This window comes from Amycolatopsis thailandensis (genome assembly GCF_042723255.1).
Taxonomy (GTDB): Bacteria; Actinomycetota; Actinomycetes; order Mycobacteriales; family Pseudonocardiaceae; genus Amycolatopsis; species Amycolatopsis thailandensis.
Genome location: NZ_JBHXJK010000014.1, coordinates 15411 through 37176, shown reverse-complemented (window position 1 = coordinate 37176; position 21766 = coordinate 15411). Strand labels below are relative to the sequence as shown.

Here is a 21766-nt window from a genome sequence, read left to right as displayed (position 1 = left end):
GGGGGGCTGGGGGGGGCGGGGGGGGGGTGGGGGGGGGGGGGGGGGGGGCCGGGCGGGCGGGGCGCGTGGCGCCCCGGGCCGGCGCGACCACGCGTTTACTTCGCCGCGACCTCGATGGACGAGTAGTCAGCGAGACGGCCGAAGTCGAGCTTCGCGACCTTCAGCCGGTTCGACTTGCCACCGACGCCCTTCTCCTCCCACACGGGGATCTGCGGCAGGTCCTTCGCGATCAGGTCTTCGGCCTGCTGGTACAGCTTGATCGCGGCCGCCTTGTCGGCGGTCTGGTCCGCCTGGGTCAGCAGCGCGTCGACGGCCGGGTTGTTGTACGTGGAGTCATTCGACGAACCAGTGCTCTTGTAGCGCGGGTTCAGGTAGTTCTCGATCGACGGGTAGTCGGCCGACCAGTCGGAGCGGCCCATGCCGGTCAGCTGGCGGTTGTTGACGATGCTGCGCCACTGGCCGAAGTCGGTCGCCGGCACGAAGTCGCATTCGACGCCGAGCGCGTTCTTGATGCTGTTGCACGCCGCGACCAGCGGCTCCTTGCGGCCACCGTCGGCGTTCGAAGCGATGGTCAGCTTGCCGGTGAAACCGGACTTCGCGAAGAGCTCCTTGGCCTTGGCCGGATCGAACTTGCAGAACTCGCCGCAGACGCCCGGCCGGTATCCCTCGATACCGCGCGAAACGTAGCCGTCGGCCGGCGCGTAGGTGTCGTTCATGACGGTCTTGACGATCTGCTCGCGGTCGATGGCCAGCGAGATCGCCTTGCGCAGGTCCAGGTTGTCGTAGCCCGGGACGTAGTACGGGAGCGCGAGCGCGCTGATGCCGAGCAGGTTTCCTTCGACCAGGCGCTGACCGAGGTCGGCCTTGTACTTACCGCCGGCCTTCGCCGACGGCGGGAGCGCCTCCATGAAGTCGAGACGGTTGCTCAGCAGATCCTGGTACGCGGTCTCCTGGCTGGTGTAGATGCGGACTTCCAGGTCCTTGAACTTGACCTTGTCCTCGCCCTGGTACTCGTCGAAGCGCGTGAGCTTCATGTTCTGGTTGGGCGTGCGCGAAACGAACTTCAGCGGTCCGTTCCCGATCGGGGCCTTGGCGAACGCCTCCGGGTCGGCGAAGAACTTGTCCGGCAGCGGCGCGAAGGCGAGGTAGCCGATCTTGGTGGCGAACACCGAGAACGGGCCCTTGAGGGTGGCCTGGAACTCGTAGTCGTTCACGACCTTGAGCCCGGACATCTCCTTGACGGCCGGCTCTTTGGCGCTGATCTCGTCGTAGCCCTGGATCTGCTCGAAGAACGACGCGTTCTGCATGCCGTTCTTGCCGTTCGCGCTGTAGTTCCACGCGTCGACGAAGTTCTTCGCCTTGACCTCGGTCCCGTCGTGGAACTTCCAGCCCTTTTTGATCTTGATGTCGAAGACCTTGGAATCGGTCGTGGTGATCGATTCGGCCATCAGGTTGTACGGCTCGGCAGTGTCGGATTTGTAGCCGACCAGCGCCGAGAAGACCGGCTTGAGCGCCTTGGACCCACCGAGTTCGTTGGTGTTGGCGGGAATAAGCGAGTTCTCCGGCTCGGTGCCGTAGACCGAGACCGCCGCGTTGGCGTCAGCGGCGCCGGATCCCTTTTCGTCCTTGGATCCACCACCCCCACAGGCCGTCAGCAGCAGGGCCGCCGTGGCCACCACCGCCGTCGCTCCCCAGAACCCGCGTGAAGCCCGCATGTCCCCTCCAACTCTCGTCGTCGGATAGTCCGGCGGGCGCTGGTCGCGCCCCACCGCCCAGAAGGTGAGACGACGCTATGGGACAGGTGAAGGCGATCACAGTGCGTTGGTGTTGCAAATGGGTGACGGTATCCGGGACCACCCGGTCAGAGCACAACCTTGGTAGGAACACGGCTGCGCCGAATGGTCTAATCCGGACTTGAGGTCACCACTTGATCACCGAAAGAAATGGCTTCACGCAAGAGAAACCCGGCTGTCAAGCCAGTGACAGCGCGATCCCGTCGAGGATGTCGTGCTCGGAGATCACCAGCTCGTCGGGACCACCGCGCGTGGCGAACTGTTCGGCCAGCACCTGCACGATCACCGAGCCGCCGCCGATCACGTCGACCCGGCCGGGGTGGATCACCGGGTTCGCGGCGCGGGTCGCGTGGCCGGCGGTGAGGAGCGACTGCGCGACCCGGTCGATCTCGGCGTGGGAGAGCTTCGAAAGGTGGGTGCGCTCGGAGTCGTACTCCGACAGTCCCTGTGACACGGCCGTCAGGGTCGTGACCGTCCCGGCGACACCGATCCACGTCTTGGCGGTGGACACGTCCACGACGTCGAAGGCCTCGGTGAGCACCTTGGCGGCCAGCTCGCGGGCTTCAGCGATCTCGCCCGCTGTCGGCGGGTCGGACTTCAGCGCGCGTTCGGTGATCCGCACGCAGCCGATGTCGACCGACTTGGCCGCGATCACCTCGGCCCGGCGGCCGTCCCAGGTCCCGACGACGAGTTCGGTCGAGCCGCCGCCGACGTCGACCACCACGAAGGGGCCGTCGTCGGGATCCTGCTCGCCGACGGCGCCGGTGAAGGACAGCCGCGCCTCTTCGTCGCCACTGATGACTTCGGCCTCGGTACCGAGCACCTCACGGGTCATCGCGAAGAACTCGTCGCGGTTGCTCGCGTCGCGCGTCGCCGACGTCGCGACCATGCGGACCTTCTCGACACCCTTGCGGCGCGCGGCGATCGTGTAGTCGGCCAGCGCCTTGCGGGTGCGCTCGAGTGCCTCGGGGGCCAGCCTGCCGGTGGCGTCCACGCCCTGCCCGAGGCGGACGATCCGCATCTCGCGGTGCAGGTCGCGCAGGTCGACCGTCCCGTCGTGACGGGGGGTCAGCTCGGCGACGAGCAGGCGGATGGAGTTGGTCCCACAGTCGATCGCGGCAACACGAGGCATGCCCGGAGATTACAGCGGAGCGGAGCTTCTCCGTTGAGGGTGGTGGCGGGGGCATGGATGGATAGTCAATGCCGATCAGGTGGTTCCCGCACCGCTGGAGGTCGTTGTCGGCAACGTCGTCGTCGTGGTGGTCGTCGTCGTCGGCGAGGTACAGGTCGTCGGCGGCGGGGGTGTCGTGGTCGTCGGGCTCGTGGTCGAAGTCGGCACCGTCGCCGTCTCGGTGACAGGCTGACAAGGCGGTTTCGAGCTGCTCGTCGGCGGCTTCGACGAGGAAGACGAACTCGTACTCGTCCCCGGCAACGTGCTCGACGGCGGCGGCACCGAACCGGGCGGCGTCGACGGCAGCGGAGGCGGCGGCACCGACGTGGGCGGCGGAGCGGCGGCCGCGTTCGGGGCACCGACGGGCACTTTGCTGTCCGGCGTCGGCAGCACTCCCGTGCGGTAGGCCTCGGCCCAGATGAGCACGGTGTTCACGTAGGTGTCGGAGTTGTTGTAGCGGAACACGGCCGCGCGCAACTGGTCCGGTTTGGACAGATCGAGTCCGCCCGAGCACAGGTACCGGCCGGTGCCGAGTGCGGCGTCGAAGATGTTGTTGGGGTTCGACTCGCCGTCGCCGTTGCCGTCGGAGGCGTAGCGGGCCCAGGTCGACGGGATGAACTGCGTCGGGCCGACGGCGCGATCCCAGACGGTGTCGCCGTCGTATTTGCCGCCGTCGGTGTCCGGGATGGCCGCGAACGGTCCGGCGCCGTTGAGCTGCGGGCCGAGGATCGGTTCGAGGGTGTTGCCCTTCGCGTCGACGTAACCGCCGCGCGCGTGGTTCGACTCGATCCGGCCGATGCTGGCGATCAGCGCCCAGTCGATGTGACAACCGGGCTGTTCGGCGATGAGGATGTCGGCGGCGTTGCGGTACGCGGCGAGCGCGGTGACCGGGATGCCGAGCGGACCGTTGGGGAGTTCGTCCGCGGGGAGCGGGAGCGGGGTCGGCGCGTTCGGCAGGCTGCCGTCGACGCCGATCTGCTGGACGAGCGGGTTCTTGGGGTCATAGCCGCCGACGAGGGCGACGTTGTCGGTGTGGATCGTGCCCGCCGTCGCGGCCCAGCTGCCGGCACCGACGACCGCGGCACCGGCCGGGACGATGGCGAGGACACCTCCGGTCACCGCGGCGATCGTGCGGTGCCGGAGACAGAGTCTCCTGACATGACCTGTCACCGCGCCTGGCACGTGCCTCACGCGCATACCTCAGAACCCTCCCGGCGGATCGCGATCCGGCGATCCGGTACTTCCCACCCCGACAACCCTCGACCGTGCACAGCCTGCCGCATACGGTGACCGGTTTCACCCCATAGGGAGGATGAGTTGGTCGACAAGGGGTGAATTAACCCACCTGGAGGAACTATCTGTGCACCGGGCGCCGGTGTTACCCCTGGCAGTCGCCCGACGGCCATCCGTTGGCCTTCAGCAGCGCGAGGGTCTCGTCGCCGAACGGGTTCACGCCGGGGCCGACGGCGAGCGTGTGCGCCAGGTGGACGTGCAGGCATTTGACGCGGCCGGGCATCCCGCCCGCGCTGACCTCGTGGCCGAGCGAGTCGATGGCGTCGCGTTCGGCGAGGTAGCTCTCGTGGGTCCGCTGGTAGGCGGCCGCCAGCTCGGGGTCCTCCGCGAGCCGGTCGGTCATCTCCTTCATCAGCCCGGACGCCTCGAGCGTGCCCACCATCGACGTCAGCTTCGGGCAGGTCAAGTAGTAGAGCGTCGGGAACGGGGTGCCGTCGTCGAGGCGGGGGCTGGTCTGCACGACCGACGGGTGGCCGCTCGGGCAGCGCGCGGCGACGGCGCGCAGCGCACGGGGTGCCCGGCCGAGCTGTTCCGCGATGATCTCGCGGTCGGCGTCGGTCACAGGCTCGTATGAAGACTTTTCCGTGCTGTTCACACCCCTAAGGCTAAAGGGGGAGGTTCAGCCGCCCGCGACCTGATCCCACAGCTTCTCGTACCAGGAGCCCGCGGGCACCGGCTGCTGGCCTTGCGGCTCGCCCTGCTCGGGCACCTTGTCCTCGGGGAGCTGCACGATGTACGGCGTCTCGCCGGGCTTCACGAAACCGAAGCGCTTACGCGCCTCGGCCTCGATCTGCGCGGGGTCGCTCAGCTCGGCCTTGCGGCCTTCCAGCTGGGCGACGCTCCGCTGCAGTTCGGACTGCAACTGCTGCTGCTCGTTCACCTCGGACTTCTGGCTGAGGTACGTGCGCAGCGGGACGGCGATGGTGAACGCGAGCGCGCACACCACGATCGCCACCACCGCGGCCCGGCGGGTGGTGGACATGCCGAGCACCTTCGCGGCACCCGATGCCCTCTTCGCCGCCAGGCTGCGGCGCAGCCGGGTTCGGGCGCGGACCTCGTTCGTCGTCGTACGACGGGCGCTCTCCGGCCGGCGGCCCCTGCCGGAGCCACCGCCGTCCGCACGCCCGCTACGACGGGTCCGCGCCCTCCCCCGGTCTGCCATCATCTTTATCGCGCCGACCGCGATCGCGCTGCCAGGGCGCGGCGTTCCGCCTTGAAACCCTCCGAGCACGTGAAGGGCGCCCTGCCATCGCGATAGCGGGGCCTTGCGACCAAAAGGCGCGACTTCAAAAGATCAAAAGACACTTCCGCCTCACCCCTCCGGGCTGAACCGCGGGAACGCGAGGTCGCCGGCGTAGCGAGCCGCGTCGGCGAGGGTCTCCTCGATGCGGAGCAGCTGGTTGTACTTGGCGATCCGCTCGCCGCGCGCCGGGGCGCCGGTCTTGATCTGGCCGACACCGGTCGCGACGGCCAGGTCCGCGATGAAGGTGTCCTCGGTCTCACCGGACCGGTGGCTCATCATCGACTTGTAGCCGTACGAGGTGGCCAGCGAGATCGCGTCGAGGGTCTCCGACAGCGTGCCGATCTGGTTGACCTTCACCAGCAGCGCGTTGGCGGCGCGGCGGGTGATGCCCTCTTCGAGGCGGTCCGGGTTGGTGACGAACAGGTCGTCGCCGACGATCTGGACCTTCTCGCCGATCTCGGCGGTCAGCTGGACCCAGCCGTCCCAGTCGTCCTCGCTCAGCGGGTCCTCAATGGACACGAGCGGGTAGTCGCGCAGCAGTTCGGCGTAGTAGGCCGACATCTGCTCGGCGCTCTTCTTCGCGCCTTCGAAGGTGTACGCGCCGTCGGAGAAGAACTCAGTCGCGGCGACGTCGAGCGCGAGCGCGACGTCACGGCCCGGGGCGTACCCGGCCTTCTCGATCGCCTGAAGGATCAGGTCGAGCGCTTCGCGGTTGTTCTTCAGGCTGGGCGCGAAGCCGCCTTCGTCGCCGAGGCCGGTGGACAGGCCGCGGCCCTTCAGGACCGACTTCAGCGAGTGATAGACCTCGGTGCCCCAGCGCAGGGCCTCGCGGAACGACTCGGCGCCGATCGGCGCGATCATGAATTCCTGGATGTCCACATCGGTGTCGGCGTGCGCGCCACCGTTGAGGATGTTCAGCATCGGCACCGGCAGCACGTGCGCGTTCGGCCCGCCGAGGTAGCGGAACAGCTCCAATTCGGCCGACTCCGCGGCGGCCTTCGCGACGGCGAGCGAAACGCCGAGGATGGCGTTCGCGCCGAGGCGGGACTTCGCCGGGGTGCCGTCGAGGTCGACCAGCTTCTGGTCGACGATGCGCTGGTCGACGGCGTCGGTGCCGACCAGATCCGGGCCGATCTCGTCCAGGACGGCCGCGACCGCGCGCTCGACACCCTTGCCGTTGTACCGGCCGGTGTCGCCGTCACGCAGCTCGACGGCTTCGTGTTCGCCGGTGGACGCACCCGAGGGGACCGCGGCCCGCGCGAGCGTGCCGTCGTCGAGAGCCACCTCCACTTCGACCGTCGGGTTGCCTCGCGAGTCCAGAATCTCGCGAGCGCCTACCTGCTCGATGAGCGCCACGCCATGCTCCTCATGTGGGTCGTGCCTGCGGTGACGGGGCCCAGCCTAGCCGTCGGCGTCGTTCACCCGTTGGAGGCACGCGCCACATCGAGCTTCGAACGGACCTAGTCGGTGACCGGTTCACCTGCGCGGACTTCCCGCCAGCCCGACGGAAGCTCCACCGTGTCGGAGAACTGCTGCCAGAAAGTCCAGCTGTTGCCGCCGATGTCGGAGACGGTGAACACACGGGCGCCGTAGGGCTGGTCCTGGGGCGCGTCGAGGTCGGCGTCGTCGCCCAGCGCGGCGCGGACACGCTCGTACTGCGCGTCGGCGTCGGCGACGTAGACGATGTTCAGCTGCCCGACCGGGCCGTCGACACCCTTGGCCTGCCAGTACTCGGGGCCGACCCCGGCCAGCTGGATCTTGGCCGGGCCGGCGCACAGGGTGGCCTGGAACACCTCTCCGGAGGCGTCGGCGAAGCGCACCTCCTCGGTGAACCCGAACACTCTGACCAGCCACGCGACCGCCTCGGTCGCGTCGGAGTAGTAGAGGTACGGCGCGAGCCCGAGGTAACCGGGCTCGTTCTCGGGCCTATCCGCTTCGGCACTGCTCATGGCAGGACAGTCCACCATGACCGTTTCAGCAGTCGAGATCGGCCCTGCCCCGGCGTATCGTGGAGCGGACCATGATGGATGCCGAACCCGCCCCAGAACCCGGTCAGGACTCGTCCGGCGAGTCTCGGTTCCGTGCCTTCCGACAGGCGGAGGCGCTGGTCGAAAGCCGCAGGCCGCTCGACGCCCTCAAAGCCCTCGAGCCCTTGCTGGAGGAAGAAACCGACAAGCCGAGCGTTCAGCTGCTGGCGGGCCGCGCGTACTTCCACTCCGCTCAGTTGCGGCGGGCCGAGCGCGCCTTCACCCGGGTGCTGGAAATGGATCCCACCGATCATTACGCGCGGTTCGTGCTCGGGCGGACCCTCCAGCGCCTCGGGCGGTTGACCGAGGCGCTCGCGCAGATGCGGATCGCGTCGGCGATGCATCCGATCCCGGAGTATCTGGAAGCGATCAGCGAGGTCAGCGCGAGGATCGCGTTGCGCGACTGACCTGCCCACCGCCACCACGGCCGCGGGAGCAAGGGACCTTTGCTCTCATTTGGACTTGGCCTTGAGGTGGGCGCGCTCGCCCTGCTTGCCGAACAGCACCAGCAGCTCCACCGGCCCCGGCCCCGCGCTCCCGAACCAGTGCGGCACCCGCGTGTCGAACTCCGCGGCCTCGCCGGGTCCCATCGTGAAGTCACGGTCGCCGAGCAGTGCCCGCAACCGTCCGCTGAGGACGTACATCCACTCGTAGCCCTCGTGCGTCCGTTGCACCGGCTCGATGTCCTCCACCGGGATCAGCAGTTTGAACGCCTGCGGCTGCCCCGGCTGCGCGGTCAGCGCCCACGCGGTGAACCTGCCGAACTTCTGGGCCTTCATCCGGACCCGCGGATCGGACGGCTCGGGTTCGCCGACCAGTTCGTCGAGCGGGACCTGATGCGCCGCCGACAAGGTGAGCAGCAATTCCAGGGTGGCCTTCCGGGTACCCGATTCGAGCCGCGAGAGCGTGCTGGCGGAGATCCCCGTCGTTTCCGAGAGCGCGGAGAGGGTGGTGCCGCGTTCCTTGCGAAGCCGTTTGAGCTTCGGGCCGACCTCGGCGAGCCGCCGTTCGATGTCCTCCATGAACTCAGTTTGCCAAATCGGCAATGAACTTTGCCAGATTTCGAAGAACTCCGGATGCTCGGGAGCATGAACGACGAATACGACGTGGTGATCATCGGCGGTGGTGTCGCGGGCCTCAGCGCGGCGCTGGTACTGGGCAGGGCGCGGCGCAAGGTCGTCGTGATCGACGGTGGAAGCCCGCGCAACGCCCCGGCCGCGCACTCGCACGGTTTCCTGACCAGGGACGGAATTCCACCCAAAGAGTTACTGGCGACAGGTCGTGACGAAGTCCGCGCTTACGGCGTGGAGATCGTCGACGACGTCGTGCACCGGCTGCGGCACGACAGGGCGGTGGAGCTGGCGAGCGGCCGGGTCATCAGCGGGCGCCGGATCGTCGTGACCACCGGACTGGCCGACGAGCTGCCGGACGTCCCCGGCGTCGCGGAGCGCTTCGGCACCGACGTGCTGCACTGCCCGTACTGCCACGGCTGGGAAGTGCGCGATCAGCGGTTCGGCGTGCTCGCCACCTCCGACAAGGCGGTCCACCAGGCGCTGATCGTCTGGCAGTGGAGCAAGGACCTGACGTTCTTCACGCACACGCAGCAGATCTCCGCCGACGACAGGGCGAAGCTGACCGGGCTGGGCATCCGGATCGTCGACGGGAAGGTTTCCGAACTCGCCGTCGAAAACGACCGGCTGACCGGCGTCCGGCTGGTCGACGGCGAAGTCGTCGAACGCGACGTCGTGTTCGTCGGCCCGAAGTTCGTCCCGCACGACGAGCTGCTCGCCCAGATCGGCTGCGCGCGCACCGAAACCGGCTCGATCGCGGTGGACGCGCAGGGCCGGACGAACGTGGACGGCGTCTGGGCGGCGGGGAATGTCGTCGATCCGATGGCGCAACTGGTCGTCGCGGCGGGTGACGCCTACCGGATGGCGACGGTGCTCAATTTCGATCTGGTGCTCGAGGATCAGGGCGCGACGCTGGCGTCCGCGTAGGCGTCGGCCGCGCTGAAGACTTCCTGGGCGTAGGGAACGGCCGGGTCGAACGTCCGCATCGACTTCCACCAGCCCTCCGGGGTGGCGACGTCGTCCCCGGCGGCGCACAGGTAGCGGGCGGTGGTGAAGGCGGCGTCGTCGAGGTCCTTCGGATCCGGCTGCTTGCCGTCGCTTCTGGCGCGGGCGGAGTGTTTCGCCCAGACGCCGGGATCGAGCGTGATCGGCCCGGGCCTGCCCTGCGCCGCTTCGACATGGGAAATGCCGGCGAGGGTCGCCCACGAAAGGTGACAGCCCGGCTTTTGCCGCCGAAGCCACATCTCGGCCCGGCCGTAGGCGGACAGATCGGTGGCGGAGAGCCTGGTCTTGGCGGCCACCCGGTTCGCCCAGGTCTCCAGTTCGGCCGCGTCGGAAACGGTCGGCCGGTCCGGGGGCGCGGCGAGCCCGGCTCGCGGCGTCGCGACCCCGGGCTGCGGCTTCTGATCCGGAACTGCGAGCGCGGGCTGAGGCTGAGGCGGCGGGGGCGGCGGTTCCCCGCCCGGCCGGTTCACCCCGACGGTCATGATCAGCACCACACCCGTGAGCACGAGCCCGCCCGCGAAAGCGAGCCTGGGGACGTACGGCGGCAGAGGGCGGGCAGGGTGCTCCGGGGCTTCGGTGCTCTGGGCGGTTTCGGCCACCCGGTCAGGTTACTTCGCCACACTTCCGGGCGATGACCCATTCGGCTTACGAAGCCAACTGACGGTAAAGCGAATCGGCGACCGCTCCTCGGCGGCCGATTCGTTATGTGAACCATTCAGGCCGCCCTGACCTGGGAATGCTTACGAGCACTCCGTCCGATCAAGACCTCTTCAAACGTTTCGTCCGCTTCCGGGCCGCGTCACTCCCCCTGGACTTTCAGGGAAGCCTTACCTAAAACCAGGAGGTTCAGTCGGCACGACCAGGGAGAACGACGTGTGGTTCGCGAGTGCGCTCATCGGCCTGCGGGAAGGCCTGGAAGCCGCTCTCGTCGTCAGCATCCTCGTCGCGTTCCTGGTCAAGACCGAACGACGGCACGCGCTGCGCTGGGTGTGGCTCGGGGTGGGCGTCGCGGTCCTGCTGTCGGTCGGGGTCGGCGCGATCCTCACCTATTCCACCGCCCAGCTTACCTTCGAGCAGCAGGAACTGCTCGGCGGCGGTCTGTCGATCGTCGCGGTCGGGTTCGTGACGGCGATGATCTTCTGGATGCGCAAGGCGTCGAGGACGATCGCCGCGGAACTCCGCGGGAAGCTCGACGAAGCGCTCGACGTCGGCCCTGTCGCGGTCCTCGTCCTGTCGTTCTTCGCCGTCGGCCGCGAAGGCCTGGAGACGGCGGTGTTCTTCTACTCGACCGTGCAGACCGCGCAGGGCGAGGGCGGGACGACCGAACCGCTGATCGGCTTCAGCGCGGGCATCCTCGTCGCGATCGTGCTGGCGTACCTGATCTACCGCGGCGCCGTCCGGTTCGACCTCGGCAAGTTCTTCACGATCACCGGTGTGCTGCTGGTGTTCGTGGCGGCGGGCGTGCTCGGCTACGGCCTGCACGACCTGCAAGAGGCCGCCTTCCTGCCCGGTCTGAACACGCTCGCGTTCGACGCGTCCGCCGTCCTGCCGGAGACCAGCTGGTACGGCGCGCTGCTCAAGGGGATCTTCAACTATTCGCAGCAGACGACGGTCTTGCAGGCCGTCGCGTGGGTCGCGTACGTGGCGATCGTGCTGCCCCTGTTCCTCAGGCCCAAGAAGAAGGCCACAGCGACTCCCGTCGCGGCCGCCGTTAAGGAGTGACCCCGTGTCTCGTCGATTCCCGCTCGCCGCGCTCGCCGGCGTCGGCGCCCTGGTGCTCACCGCCTGCGGTGGTGGCGAGGAAAAACCCGCCGCGGCCGGTGGCCCGATCAAGGTCGAAGCGTCCGACAGCGCCTGCGCCGTCTCGGTGAACACCGCGAACGCGGGCAACGTGACCTTCGAGATCACCAACAAGGGCAGCAAGGTCACCGAGTTCTACCTCTACGCCGAGGGCGACCGGATCATGGGCGAGGTCGAGAACATCGCGCCGGGGCTGAACCGGCGGCTCATCGTCGAGGTCGCCGAGGCGGGCAAGTACCAGACCGCGTGCAAACCGGGGATGACCGGCACCGGCATCCGGGGCGACTTCACCGTCACCGGCGGCGGCGCCAAGCAGAACGACCCGAACTCGCAGAAGGCGCAGGCGGTCAAGAGCTACGCGGAGTACGTCGCCAACAACACCAAGGCGCTCGACGAGGAGACCACCAAGTTCGTCGCGCTGGTGAAAGCGGGCAAGGTCGACGAGGCGAAGGCCGCGTACGCCCGCACTCGCGTCTACTTCGAGCGCGTCGAGCCGGTGGCCGAGAAGTTCGGCGACCTCGACCCGAAGATCGACGCGCGCGAGGCCGATCTCGAACCGGGCCAGAAGTTCACCGGGTTCCACCGGCTGGAGAAGGACCTTTGGGTGACCGGACTCCAGTCCGACGCCGGTCAGATCGCCGACCAGCTGCTCGCCGACGTCAAGGAACTGGTCACCAAGTCCGCGTCGATCGAACTGAACGCGCTCGATCTGGCCAATGGTGCCAAGGAACTGCTCGACGAGATCGCCACCGGCAAGATCACCGGCGAGGAAGAAGCGTTCTCGCACACCGACCTGTCGGACTTCCAGGGCAACCTCGACGGTTCGAAGGCCGCGATCGCCTCGCTGCGCCCGCTCTTGCAGACCAAGGAAGCGGCCCTGGTGTCCACTTTGGACAAAGAGTTCGGCAATGTGCAGGCACTGCTGGACAAGCAGCGCGAAGGCGATGGCTTCAAGCCCTACACCGCGCTGAGCCAGGACCAGATCAAGGAATTCGCGTCGGCGGTGGACGCGCTGAGCGAACCCTTGAGCAAGGTCGCCGAGGTCGCGGCGCAATGACCGGGCCGGAGCGAACCCCGGTCTCCCGCCGGAAACTGTTCGGCATGGCCGGAGCGGGTGCCGCTCTCGTCGGAACCGGCGCGGCGGCCGGCATCGGCGCGAACCGGCTCCTCGGCGGGGACAGCCCGGCGCAGGCCGCGCAGAGCGTCGTCGAGTTCCACGGCGAGCATCAGGCCGGGATCGTCACGCCGGTGCAGGAGAACCTGCATTTCGTCTCGCTGGACGTGACGACGAAGGACCGCGAGAAGCTGGTCAAGCTGCTTCGCACGTGGACGGACGCCGCCCGGCGGATGACCGCGGGCCAGGAGGTCGGGACGGGCGGCGCCGTCGGTGGCGCCCCCGCCGCCCCGCCGAGCGACACCGGCGAGGCACTCGACCTGGCGGCGTCGTCGCTCACGCTGACCATCGGTTTCGGCCCTTCGCTGTTCGACGACCGGTTCGGGCTCGCCCCGAAACGGCCCGCCGCGCTGATCGATCTCCCCCTGTTCCCGCAGGACAAACTCGATCCCGCGCGGGGTGGCGGCGACATCTGCATCCAGGCGTGCGCGGACGATCCGCAGGTCGCCGTGCACGCGATCCGGAACCTGGTGCGGCTGGGCTTCGGCGTCACCGCGGTGCGCTGGTCGCAGCTCGGATTCGGCCGCAGCTCGTCGACGTCGCGGGCGCAGTCCACACCGCGGAACCTGTTCGGGTTCAAGGACGGGACGCGCAACGTCAAGGCCGAGGAGACCGACGTCCTGCGCGACCAGGTGTGGGCGACGGCCGAAGACGGCCAGCCGTGGATGGCGGGCGGGTCTTACCTGGTGGCCAGGCGGATCCGGATGCACATCGAGACCTGGGACCGGGAATCGTTGAAGGGCCAGGAAGGGATCGTCGGCCGGTCGAAGGGCGCGGGCGCGCCGCTGGGTCAGTCCGCCGAGTTCGACACCCCCGATTTCGAGGTCGGGGGCGCGGGCGGTGAAAAGCTGATCCCGGAGGACTCGCACGTCCGGCTCGCGTCGCACGAGAATCTGAACGGGGCGCGGATCCTGCGTCGCGGCTACAACTTCGTCGACGGTTCCGACGGTGTCGGGCACCTGGAAGCGGGGCTGTTCTTCCTCGCCTTCAACCGGGACACGCGCAAGCAGTTCGTGCCGATGCAGCAGGCGCTGTCGTCGAAGGACGCGATGATGGAGTACGTGCAGCACACCGGATCCGCCCATTTCGCGGTGCCGCCGGGTGTGCGCGAAGGCGGCTTCTGGGGCGAGGGCCTGTTCTCTTGACCTCCAGTTAAGTGGAGATCGCACACTGGCTTCCATGTTCAGTGAAGCGGAACTCGACTACCTCGCCACCCAAGGACTCGGGCGGCTCGCGACGGCGCAGCCGGACGGGACGCTGCAGGTCAGCCCGGTCGGCTACGCCTACAACACCGAGACCCGGACGATCGACATCAGGGGCTACGAACTGGCGAAGAGCAAAAAGTTCCGTAACGTGGCCGCCAACGGGCAAGCCGCGTTCGTCGTGGACGACATGCCCTCGCAGGACCCGCCGAGGGTCCGCTGCCTGGAGATCCGGGGCCGGGCCGAGGCGCTGACCGGCGCCCTCACCCCCGACGGCCATCTCGACGGCGCGGTGATCCGGATCCATCCCACACGGATCATCAGCCTCGGCGTCGACGACCCGGACCACGACCCGCTCGATCTCGTCCCGCACAACCGGAACGTCTGACTCCTGGATGTCATGAAAGGGGCGTTCCTGACGAAATTCGTCAGGAACGCCCCTTTCATGACATCCGGCGTGGGTTCAGCGGCGGTTACCGAAGACCGAGTAAGTCCCGAGGCCCGCCACACCGAGCACCGCGGCGGTCCACGTGGCCGCGGCCACGTCGGTGGGTTGGAACAGCCAGGTGATCACCAGGTGTGTGGTGTCCATGCCCGACGTGGTGGCCCAGGCCACGAACGAGACGACGAACACGAGCAGCGGCAACGTCCACCCGAAGGCCCCGCCGAACAGCACCGCGGCGATCCCGACGAGGCCGAGCAGGCCGCCCGCGTTCCGCACGATGATCTCCACCGGGACCCGGTCCGCCTCCCACAGCCGCGGCAGCAGCACGGCACCGACGGCGAGGCCGCCGATCAGCAGGAGATGCAGGCCGCGACGAGGCACCCAGCGGATCGCGGCGGTCCGGTCGAGATCGACGTCCTGCCCGCTGAGGCCGATGGCGGTCACCGCGATCGCCACCAGCAACGCCAGGGAAACCGGGATCATCGACCAGCGGTCCCGTGCCAGGAACCAGATCACCGCCATGCTCACCGCCAGCGCCGCGAACGACGCGGGCAGGGCACGCGAGCGGGCGTACAGCACCGCCCATCTCATCGCGCACCGCCGAGCAGGATGTCGAGCTGATTACCCCGGCAGGTCAGGCCCGCCTGCCGCACCGCGATGATCCGCTCTCGCTGCACTTCGGCCGGAAGGGCACGGAAGCTATCCTGCTTCTGGAGGAGCTCGTTCTTCACCTCGTCGATCCAGTAACCGCTCGGCATCTTCCACTCATCGAGGAACCAGCTCGACGTGATCGCCCGCGCGGTGACTTCGTCCATGAAGGACTTGTCGACACCGTGGAGGGAATAGCAGGTCGCTGTCCCGGCGCCGGCGACCAGTGCCCGCGTCACGTCGTCCGGCACCGAGAGCGAACGGACGGACCAGTCCAGCAGGTCCACGGAGACGGTGTCGGCGGCACGCGGTGGCACCTCGTCGTAGCCCAGTCGGCGGTCCCGCACCGTGACCTTGACCGGTGCGTCCGGCAGTGTTCCCAGCAGCCGCAACGCTTCCTTGCCGGGCCCGGCGAGCCGGGGGAGTTCGTACTCCATCGCGCGGGGGACACAGACCGGGCCGTCACAGACCATCGCCGTCGCGCGCGGATCGACGGCCTTGGCCTCGGCCGTGCTGCCGGGCAGCACGGGCAACGCGATCGCGACCGCCACCAGCGCGGGGACGACGGCGAGTGCCTTCGCCCGCGCGGACCGAACCGCCAGCAGGAGGAAGCCGGTCGCCGCCAGCCCGGCGAGCCAGACCCCTTGACCGAGATCCATTCGGCCCGATGTGGTCGTGAACGGATCGTTGACGACGTCCATCGCGGGAGCGAGCAAAGTGGCCCGGAACGGGACGAACCCGGAGATCACGCTGCCCTCCGACCCGCTGATCTGGGCCACGATCATGACCACGAGGGCGGCGACGGCCACCGCGGGCGCCGTCAGCGGATGCGGCAGCAACCGGCCGAGGCCGAGCCCGAGCCAGGCACCCGCGAGCATCGCCAGCACGCCGACCACGACGATCGGCAGCCAGCCGAAAGTGAAGAACCCGTCGTTGAAAACGGCCTGGACGGCACCGACGGCGAAGACCAGCAGATAGCCCAGCACCAGCAGACCGCCCAGCGCACCGGCGAGTTTCGCGGCCCGCTGCCACCCGGGACGCGGCATGGTGGTCATGAGTTCGGCCGTGCCGGACCGGCTGTCCCGCATGCCCTGGATGGCTCCGGCGCCGATCGCTATCGGCCAGAGGAACACCAGCAGGAACCGGCTCCACTGCGCGGCGAGCCCCCAGTGCTCGTCCCAGGCGAGCGGTGTCCGTGTCCACGGACCACTGAACGAATACAGGAAGCCGAACGCGACGACCAGGATTGCGAGCATGGCCCAAGGGGCGATGGAACGGCGGAGTTCGATCCGCAGAATCCGTGTGTTCACCAGTTCCCCTTCCCCGGCTCGTGCCCGAGAAGGGCCGAGTACCCGCGCTCGATCGGGCTGTCGCCGACGTGTTCCGCGCTCCCGGCGGCGGCCATTTCGTCCGGGGTCCCCTGGAAGACGAGTTTGCCGCTTTCGAAAAGGACGACGTCGGTGCACGCGGTGGCGACGTCCTCGACAAGGTGCGTGGAGACGACGACACAGGCGTCACGCCCCATTTCCTGCATGAGCTCCCGGAACCGCACGCGCTGCGCCGGATCGAGTCCGGCGGTCGGCTCGTCCAGCAGGAGGACGTCCGGATCGTTCACGATCGCCTGCGCGATCCCGACCCGCCGCACCATGCCGCCGGAGAGTGTCTTCATCTTGTCGTCGGCGCGATCGGCGAGGCCGACCCGTTCGATCGAACGCTGCACCGCCCCAGGGATGTCCTCTTTGGACATTTCCTTGAGCCACGCGATGTACTCGACGAACTCGCGGACGGTGAACCGCTTGTAGTAGCCGAAATTCTGCGGCAGATAGCCGATCCGGCGGCGCAGGCGGCGCTGATCGGTGACCCCCCCGACGGACTCACCGAGCAGCGCCAGCCCTCCCTCCGCCGGCCGGAGCACCGTCGCCAGCGCCCGGATCAGCGTGGTCTTCCCTGCCCCGTTCGGGCCGAGCAGACCGTGCACCCCCGTGCCGAGTTCCAGATCCAGCCCGTTCACGGCGAACTTGCGTTTGCCGACCCGGACTTTCAGTCCCTCCGCTTTGATCTGCCACGCGTAGGTCGTCGGCGCGACCTCCGCGGCCCCGACAGCTCGCATCATGTTCTCCCCTTCGTTCTATCGTTCGGTTCCGCTGAGCAGGCCGAAGGAGCTCCGCCGGAGCACCACCACGACCGCGGTCAGCGCGAAGATCACGCCCCACATCGGAAGCAAGTGGGGATCGAGCGCGGTGGCGTGTCCCCGCGAAGCCACCGCGGGCGCCAGGATCACCGCCATCCAGATCCCGGACAGGGCATACGCCGCACGGGTCACGCCGATCAGCCCGCCGAGCGCGAGCGTCCCGGTGGTGAAGGCCAGGCTCGGCAGGAGGCCGAGCCCGAATCCGCCGCCCGCGATCCAGCCCGCGAGGGCCTGTATCGGCAGGACGACGGCAAGGACCGCCGTCGTCCGGCGCAGCACCAGGTAGAACCCGCCCCTCGGTGCGGAAGTGACGAGTTCGTAGGCGGGATCGAGGCCCTTGGACCAGGACACCGCGACCCCGAGCACCGGCAGGACCGGTGAGAAGAGCTGGACGAACGAGTAGCCCCCGCTCCAGACGAAGCCGGCCCCGTCCAGCAGGAAGCCGATCGCCGGGATCAGGATGATCATCACCAGCCACGGCAGCATCACCGGTGTCACCCAGGTGTGCAGCCGCCCGGCCCACCGGCTTCTCGACCGCCCCGGCCCCGTTTCGGCCAGTTTCGGGCCCAGCCCCGCCCAGACGTCGTCCACCAGCGCCGACACCATCGGCGAGCTGACCTCGGACAGCCTCCCCCGGCATTCCGCGCACGATTCGAGGTGGGCTTCGACCGCCCAGACCTCGTCGCCCGCCAAACCGTCGTCGCCGCGGACATAGGCGGCGAGAAGCTGTCCGGTCACGTGTTCCTTGTTCACGACAGCGCCTCCCGCATCGCGATCCGAGCCCGCCTCGCGCGGGTCTTGACGGTTCCTTCCGGCAGGCCGAGCAGGACCGAGGTCTCCCGGACGGTCAGCCCGTCGAGCACCATGGCCTGCAAAACCTGCCGTAGTTCGGGAGCGAGTCGGCGCAGCGCGTCGCCGACGTGGTCGCCGACCGCACCGGCCAGCGCCTCGTCCTCGGCGGCGGGCGAGACGGTCGTTTCCGCGACCGGCAGCGGCTGAGCGTGCCGTGCCCGGCGGCGGAAGGCGTCCACCAGCCGCCGCGCGGCGATCGTCCAGAGCCAGCCGACGGCGCTCCCGCCGACGGCCGAACCCGCGAACGCGCCCGCCGCGCGCCAGACCGCGAGGTAGGTCTCCTGCATCACCTCGGCGACGATCTGCTCGTCGGCGCAGCGACGGCGCAGGCGTACGGCCAGCCACGGCGACGTGCGGCGGTAGAGCTCCTCGAAAGCCGCGCGGTCACCCTTGGCCGTGCGGCGGACGAGCTGCTCTTCGTCCGGTTCCGTTCCCTTCACACCCGGCAAGACGTCGAGATCACGGAATCGGTTCTCACTCGATTGTGTCCCGCGTCACAGCGGCTGCACGGTCTCGGCCGCTTTCTCGTCGAAAGCGGAACGGGCGGCGAAGATCTGGTCGACGTTTTCGACGGCCCATTCGGCGACGGCGTTCGTCAGCCTGCCGACGTCGACGCCGAGCGGGGTCAGCCCGTACTCGACCCGGGGCGGGACGGTGGGATAGACGTCCCGGCGGATCAGCCCGTCCCGTTCCAGGGCGCGGAGGGTCTGGGTCAGCATCTTCTGCGTGATGCCGTCGAGCAGGCGGCGAAGTTCGCTGAACCGCATCGGCCGCTCATAGCGCCGGATCGCGCCGAGGACGTAGAGCGCCCACTTGTTCGCGAGCACTTCGATGACCGTCCTGGACGGGCAGTCACGGCCGTGCACGGCCACCCATTCCTCGAACAACCGCCGCTCGTCGTTGGTACCCATGAGGTACCTAGATATCAGGAGAGTGCCTACTTCACAACGGGTACCAGGCACCGACATGCTTTTCCCATGCGGAAGATCCAGCAGAACGCGTTCGGCGGGCCCGACGTTCTTCAGCTCACCGAATCGGAAAAGCCAGTTCCAGGCGAGGGCCAGGTCCTGGTGCGCGTCCACGCCGCCGGGGTGAATCCGGCCGATTGGAAGATCCGGAACGGGCTGGTCGTCGGAGACCTGCCGCTGACCGTGGGACTCGACTTCTCGGGTGTGGTCGACTCGGCCGGGACGCGGTTCCGTCCCGGCGACGAGGTCTACGGCGTCACGTTCCCGCCGAACGGCTCGTACGCCGAGTACGTCACGGTCAGCGAAGACGCTCTCGCGCTGAAACCGAAAAGTCTCGATCACGTCGAGGCGGCCGCGCTCCCGATCGCGGCGCTGACCGCGTGGCAGCCGTTCACCAAGGTCTTCCCGGTCGGGCCGGGGCACCGGGTGCTCGTCCACGCCGCGGCGGGCGGGGTCGGTCATCTCGCCGTCCAGATCGCGAAGGCCCGGGGCGCGTACGTCATCGGGACGGCCAGGGCGGCGAAGCACACGTTCCTGCGGGACCTCGGCGCGGACGAACTGATCGACCACACGACCGGCGATTTTTCGAAATCGCAGGTCATCGACGTCGTACTGGACCCGATCTCCGGCGACTACGGCCCTCGCTCCCTGGAAACGCTCAAACCGGGAGGTTCGCTGATCGACATCGTCGGGCACGGTCCCGACCGGACGGAGGTCCGGCGGAAGGCCCAGGAACGCGGACTCCGTTTCGAAGAGTTCTACGTCAATCCGTCCGGAACGGATCTGGCGGAAATCGCCGTTTTGGCCGACGCCGGTTCACTGCGGGTCTCGATCGCCGAGGTCTTCCCGCTCGAACAGGTGGCGAAGGCGCACGAACTGAGCGAGTCCGGACGCGTTCAGGGCAAGCTCGTGCTGACCGTCTAGCTCGGCCAGAACTTGCGCCAGCCGTCGGCCTCCAGCGTCGTCGGTTCGAGACCGGCGTCGCGGGCGGCCTGCTCGGCGGCGCGGATGTCCCGCGCGAACCGCTTCGCCACGGCGCGGAGCTCGCCTTCGGGATCGATGCCGGCCCGGCGAGCGGTCGCGGCCACCCGGAAGAGCTGGGCCGCCGCTTCGGAACCGTCGGGGAAAAGATCGAGTGGGATCCCGGCGCGGCCGCTGCGCTGGCCGAGCTTGCCTGCCAGCGCCACCGCGGGCTGGCCGAGCGCGACGCCATCCACAATGGACTGCCGCCCCTTCTCGGCCTGCTTCAGTTCTTCCCACTTGAGGTTCTGATGATCGACGGTTTCGACTCGTGGGGCATCGGTGAATATGTGCGGATGACGCCCGACGAGTTTCGCGACCAGTTCGGACGCGACCTCGTCGATCCCGAACGGGTCGCCGTCGTCCTCGGCGGCGACGCGCGCGTGGAACAGCACCTGGAGCAGGACGTCGCCGAGCTCCTCGCGCAAGGCGGCCCTGTCGCCCTCCTCGATCGCGTCGAGCAGCTCGTAGGTCTCCTCGACCAGGTACTGGCGCAGCGACTCGTGTGTCTGGACGGCGTCCCACGGGCATCCGCCCGGCGAGCGCAGGCGGTCCATCACCTCGGCGGCCTCGACCAGCGGAGGAACGGGCGCTTCGATCACCCGCGCGCCCGACCCGATCAGCGCCGCGGCCTTCGGTTCCCGTCGCGAACCGGCGATGAGCACGGCGTCGCGCACCTGCGCGTCGCCGAGTGAGGGAACCCCGAAAACGTCAGGATCGACGTCGGTGGCCGCGTACACGGCGTGACTGCTTCGCAAGATCGCAAGCGCCTCGGCGGGCAGTGTCGCCCCTCGGGCGATCACGACGACGGCAGCGGTCACGGGTTTCGCGGGGCGGCACCGTGCACAGGCAGCACGATGCCCTTCTTCGAAGCTTCGTTGGGCGCGAGGTCCATACCGACAACATCCCACACGCCGTAGCGCGGATTGACCTTGAGGTCGACCTGGTCGAGGTACGGCTGAAGGAGCCGGACACCGACCGCGGCGAGCTGCAGAGCGTTGGGCTGCGCGGCCTGATCCGACGCGACGGGCTTGTCGGCGGCCCGTTCACGCACCACGACGACGACCCACAGCGGCTGCTGCGGTGTCGGCTGGAACGCGGCGACGGTGTTGGGTTCGAGACCGAAGAGGACGGTGGCCGCGGTCGCGGGCGACTGCATCGCCGGCAGCTTCTGGCCGGTCCCGGCCTGCGTGTCGGACGCCTGCTGGTCCTGCGCGATCAGTTCGGCGGCCGCGTTCGGCGAGGCGGCGAACTTCCGGGCCTTCTCGATCGCCTGCTCGCGCAGCTTGTCCGCGTCGGAGCCGGTGGCGTCGGTCGAGGAGACCGAGCTGAAATCGAAGGTGACGGTGAGCTTGTCCAGGTACTTCATCGCGAGCTGGGTCTGCAGCGCCGCGTCGACCAGGGAATCGCGGTGGTCCCGCACGCGCGCCACGAGCTGCTGCACGCTGATCGCGGGATCGTTCTGCGGATTCGCTTCCATCGGCTTCGCCAGCGGATCGTTCTGCAACGCGTTCACGACGAGGGCCTCGTCGACCCGGATGCCTTCCCGCTGAGCGGCGCGCTCGGTGAGGTCGTGGAGGATCTCCTGGCGCACGATCTCGCGGCCGACGAGATCGAGCTTGTGCTCACTGGCGAGCTGCTGCCCGTACGGATGTTCGCGGACGGCCTTGTCGATCAGTTCCTGCACGCGATCCACCGAAACGGTCTTGCCGCCGACGATCACCGCGGCACCGACCTGCCCGGGTCCGGCGTTGCAGCCGGCGAGCAGGAGAGAACCGGCAAGAACCCCGACCAGCGCGCAACGGCGCCCCATGATCCGCATCACAGCGCCTACCCTCTCATACCGGCCCCTGCGAGAGAACCA

The 21766-nt window shown here is 68.6% G+C and carries 24 protein-coding genes; 7 read left to right on the top strand and 17 right to left on the bottom strand.

Annotated features, from left to right (window positions below; genetic code table 11):
* Window positions 1–95: 95 nt before the first annotated feature.
* From ACFWMR_RS08220 to ACFWMR_RS08190, 7 genes are all read right to left on the bottom strand, one after another.
* Entirely contained in the window at window positions 96–1715 is a 1620-nt protein-coding gene (locus tag ACFWMR_RS08220; RefSeq protein WP_378274317.1) for a peptide ABC transporter substrate-binding protein, read from the bottom strand.
* Window positions 1716–1971: 256 nt separating this feature from the next.
* On the bottom strand, window positions 1972–2925 hold the full coding sequence (locus ACFWMR_RS08215; RefSeq protein WP_378377889.1) for a Ppx/GppA phosphatase family protein: 954 nt from the start codon (window positions 2923–2925) through the stop codon (window positions 1972–1974).
* A gap of 75 nt (window positions 2926–3000) precedes the next feature.
* Window positions 3001–4161 (bottom strand): lytic transglycosylase domain-containing protein, encoded by a 1161-nt coding sequence (locus ACFWMR_RS08210; RefSeq protein ID WP_378377888.1) that lies wholly within the window; start codon window positions 4159–4161, stop codon window positions 3001–3003.
* Window positions 4162–4342: 181 nt separating this feature from the next.
* Window positions 4343–4819, bottom strand: a complete 477-nt coding sequence (locus ACFWMR_RS08205; protein WP_007028815.1) for a DUF501 domain-containing protein — start codon at window positions 4817–4819, stop codon at window positions 4343–4345.
* A 57-nt stretch (window positions 4820–4876) separates the two neighbouring features.
* Entirely contained in the window at window positions 4877–5239 is a 363-nt protein-coding gene (locus tag ACFWMR_RS08200; RefSeq protein ID WP_093937849.1) for an FtsB family cell division protein, read from the bottom strand.
* A 330-nt stretch (window positions 5240–5569) separates the two neighbouring features.
* On the bottom strand, window positions 5570–6856 hold the full coding sequence (gene eno / locus ACFWMR_RS08195; RefSeq protein WP_093937848.1) for a phosphopyruvate hydratase: 1287 nt from the start codon (window positions 6854–6856) through the stop codon (window positions 5570–5572).
* A gap of 104 nt (window positions 6857–6960) precedes the next feature.
* The gene (locus ACFWMR_RS08190; protein WP_093937847.1) at window positions 6961–7449 is read right to left on the bottom strand and encodes a VOC family protein; all 489 of its coding nucleotides are present in this window, start codon (window positions 7447–7449) and stop codon (window positions 6961–6963) included.
* A 71-nt stretch (window positions 7450–7520) separates the two neighbouring features.
* Between ACFWMR_RS08190 and ACFWMR_RS08185 the strand changes: the two genes are divergently transcribed.
* Complete coding sequence (locus ACFWMR_RS08185; protein WP_093937907.1) at window positions 7521–7934, top strand: tetratricopeptide repeat protein; 414 nt, start codon at window positions 7521–7523, stop codon at window positions 7932–7934.
* 45 nt (window positions 7935–7979) lie between these two features.
* Here ACFWMR_RS08185 and ACFWMR_RS08180 read toward each other — a convergent pair whose 3' ends face one another.
* Window positions 7980–8549: a helix-turn-helix domain-containing protein gene (locus ACFWMR_RS08180; protein WP_378377887.1), complete on the bottom strand. Its 570-nt coding sequence runs from the start codon at window positions 8547–8549 to the stop codon at window positions 7980–7982.
* 54 nt (window positions 8550–8603) lie between these two features.
* Between ACFWMR_RS08180 and ACFWMR_RS08175 the strand changes: the two genes are divergently transcribed.
* Window positions 8604–9524, top strand: coding sequence for an NAD(P)/FAD-dependent oxidoreductase (locus tag ACFWMR_RS08175; protein ID WP_378377886.1), 921 nt, complete (start codon window positions 8604–8606; stop codon window positions 9522–9524).
* Here the strand turns inward: ACFWMR_RS08175 and ACFWMR_RS08170 are convergent.
* The gene (locus ACFWMR_RS08170) at window positions 9497–10201 is read right to left on the bottom strand and encodes a murein transglycosylase (RefSeq protein ID WP_378274313.1); all 705 of its coding nucleotides are present in this window, start codon (window positions 10199–10201) and stop codon (window positions 9497–9499) included. The genes ACFWMR_RS08175 and ACFWMR_RS08170 overlap by 28 nt on opposite strands.
* 274 nt (window positions 10202–10475) lie before the next feature.
* Here ACFWMR_RS08170 and efeU point away from each other — a divergent pair, with 274 nt between their 5' ends.
* The 4 genes from efeU to ACFWMR_RS08150 are packed head-to-tail and all read left to right on the top strand — an operon-like array spanning window position 10476 to window position 14166.
* Window positions 10476–11324 (top strand): iron uptake transporter permease EfeU, encoded by an 849-nt coding sequence (gene efeU / locus ACFWMR_RS08165; RefSeq protein WP_378377885.1) that lies wholly within the window; start codon window positions 10476–10478, stop codon window positions 11322–11324.
* 4 nt (window positions 11325–11328) lie between these two features.
* The gene (efeO, locus tag ACFWMR_RS08160; RefSeq protein ID WP_378377884.1) at window positions 11329–12459 is read left to right on the top strand and encodes an iron uptake system protein EfeO; all 1131 of its coding nucleotides are present in this window, start codon (window positions 11329–11331) and stop codon (window positions 12457–12459) included.
* The gene (efeB, locus tag ACFWMR_RS08155; RefSeq protein ID WP_378377883.1) at window positions 12456–13721 is read left to right on the top strand and encodes an iron uptake transporter deferrochelatase/peroxidase subunit; all 1266 of its coding nucleotides are present in this window, start codon (window positions 12456–12458) and stop codon (window positions 13719–13721) included. Before efeO ends, efeB begins: the two co-directional genes overlap by 4 nt.
* Window positions 13722–13755: 34 nt before the next feature.
* Window positions 13756–14166, top strand: coding sequence for a PPOX class F420-dependent oxidoreductase (locus tag ACFWMR_RS08150; RefSeq protein ID WP_093937840.1), 411 nt, complete (start codon window positions 13756–13758; stop codon window positions 14164–14166).
* 75 nt (window positions 14167–14241) lie between these two features.
* Here ACFWMR_RS08150 and ACFWMR_RS08145 read toward each other — a convergent pair whose 3' ends face one another.
* Genes ACFWMR_RS08145 through ACFWMR_RS08120 form a run of 6 tightly spaced genes read right to left on the bottom strand, consistent with a single transcriptional unit; the run spans window position 14242 to window position 18825 of the window.
* On the bottom strand, window positions 14242–14814 hold the full coding sequence (locus tag ACFWMR_RS08145; RefSeq protein WP_378377882.1) for a hypothetical protein: 573 nt from the start codon (window positions 14812–14814) through the stop codon (window positions 14242–14244).
* The gene (locus tag ACFWMR_RS08140; RefSeq protein WP_378377881.1) at window positions 14811–16181 is read right to left on the bottom strand and encodes a hypothetical protein; all 1371 of its coding nucleotides are present in this window, start codon (window positions 16179–16181) and stop codon (window positions 14811–14813) included. The genes ACFWMR_RS08145 and ACFWMR_RS08140 overlap by 4 nt, the downstream gene beginning before the upstream one ends.
* A complete protein-coding gene (locus tag ACFWMR_RS08135; protein ID WP_378377933.1) occupies window positions 16178–16981 on the bottom strand; it encodes an ABC transporter ATP-binding protein in 804 nt (267 codons plus the stop codon). The genes ACFWMR_RS08140 and ACFWMR_RS08135 overlap by 4 nt, the downstream gene beginning before the upstream one ends.
* Before the next feature lie 18 nt (window positions 16982–16999).
* Window positions 17000–17815, bottom strand: coding sequence for a zf-HC2 domain-containing protein (locus tag ACFWMR_RS08130; protein WP_378377880.1), 816 nt, complete (start codon window positions 17813–17815; stop codon window positions 17000–17002).
* A complete protein-coding gene (locus ACFWMR_RS08125; protein WP_093937836.1) occupies window positions 17812–18354 on the bottom strand; it encodes an RNA polymerase sigma factor in 543 nt (180 codons plus the stop codon). Before ACFWMR_RS08125 ends, ACFWMR_RS08130 begins: the two co-directional genes overlap by 4 nt.
* Window positions 18355–18408: 54 nt before the next feature.
* Window positions 18409–18825 carry a winged helix-turn-helix transcriptional regulator gene (locus tag ACFWMR_RS08120; RefSeq protein WP_378377879.1) on the bottom strand — a complete coding sequence of 139 codons (417 nt, stop codon included), beginning with the start codon at window positions 18823–18825 and terminating at the stop codon, window positions 18409–18411.
* Between the two features lie 66 nt (window positions 18826–18891).
* On the opposite strand from ACFWMR_RS08120, the gene ACFWMR_RS08115 reads away from it, so the two are divergent.
* On the top strand, window positions 18892–19806 hold the full coding sequence (locus ACFWMR_RS08115; protein WP_378377878.1) for an NADP-dependent oxidoreductase: 915 nt from the start codon (window positions 18892–18894) through the stop codon (window positions 19804–19806).
* On the opposite strand, the gene ACFWMR_RS08110 is transcribed toward ACFWMR_RS08115, so the two are convergent.
* Entirely contained in the window at window positions 19803–20723 is a 921-nt protein-coding gene (locus ACFWMR_RS08110) for a MazG family protein (protein WP_378377877.1), read from the bottom strand. The genes ACFWMR_RS08115 and ACFWMR_RS08110 overlap by 4 nt on opposite strands.
* A complete protein-coding gene (locus tag ACFWMR_RS08105; RefSeq protein ID WP_378377876.1) occupies window positions 20720–21724 on the bottom strand; it encodes a hypothetical protein in 1005 nt (334 codons plus the stop codon). The genes ACFWMR_RS08110 and ACFWMR_RS08105 overlap by 4 nt, the downstream gene beginning before the upstream one ends.
* Window positions 21725–21766 lie beyond the last annotated feature (42 nt).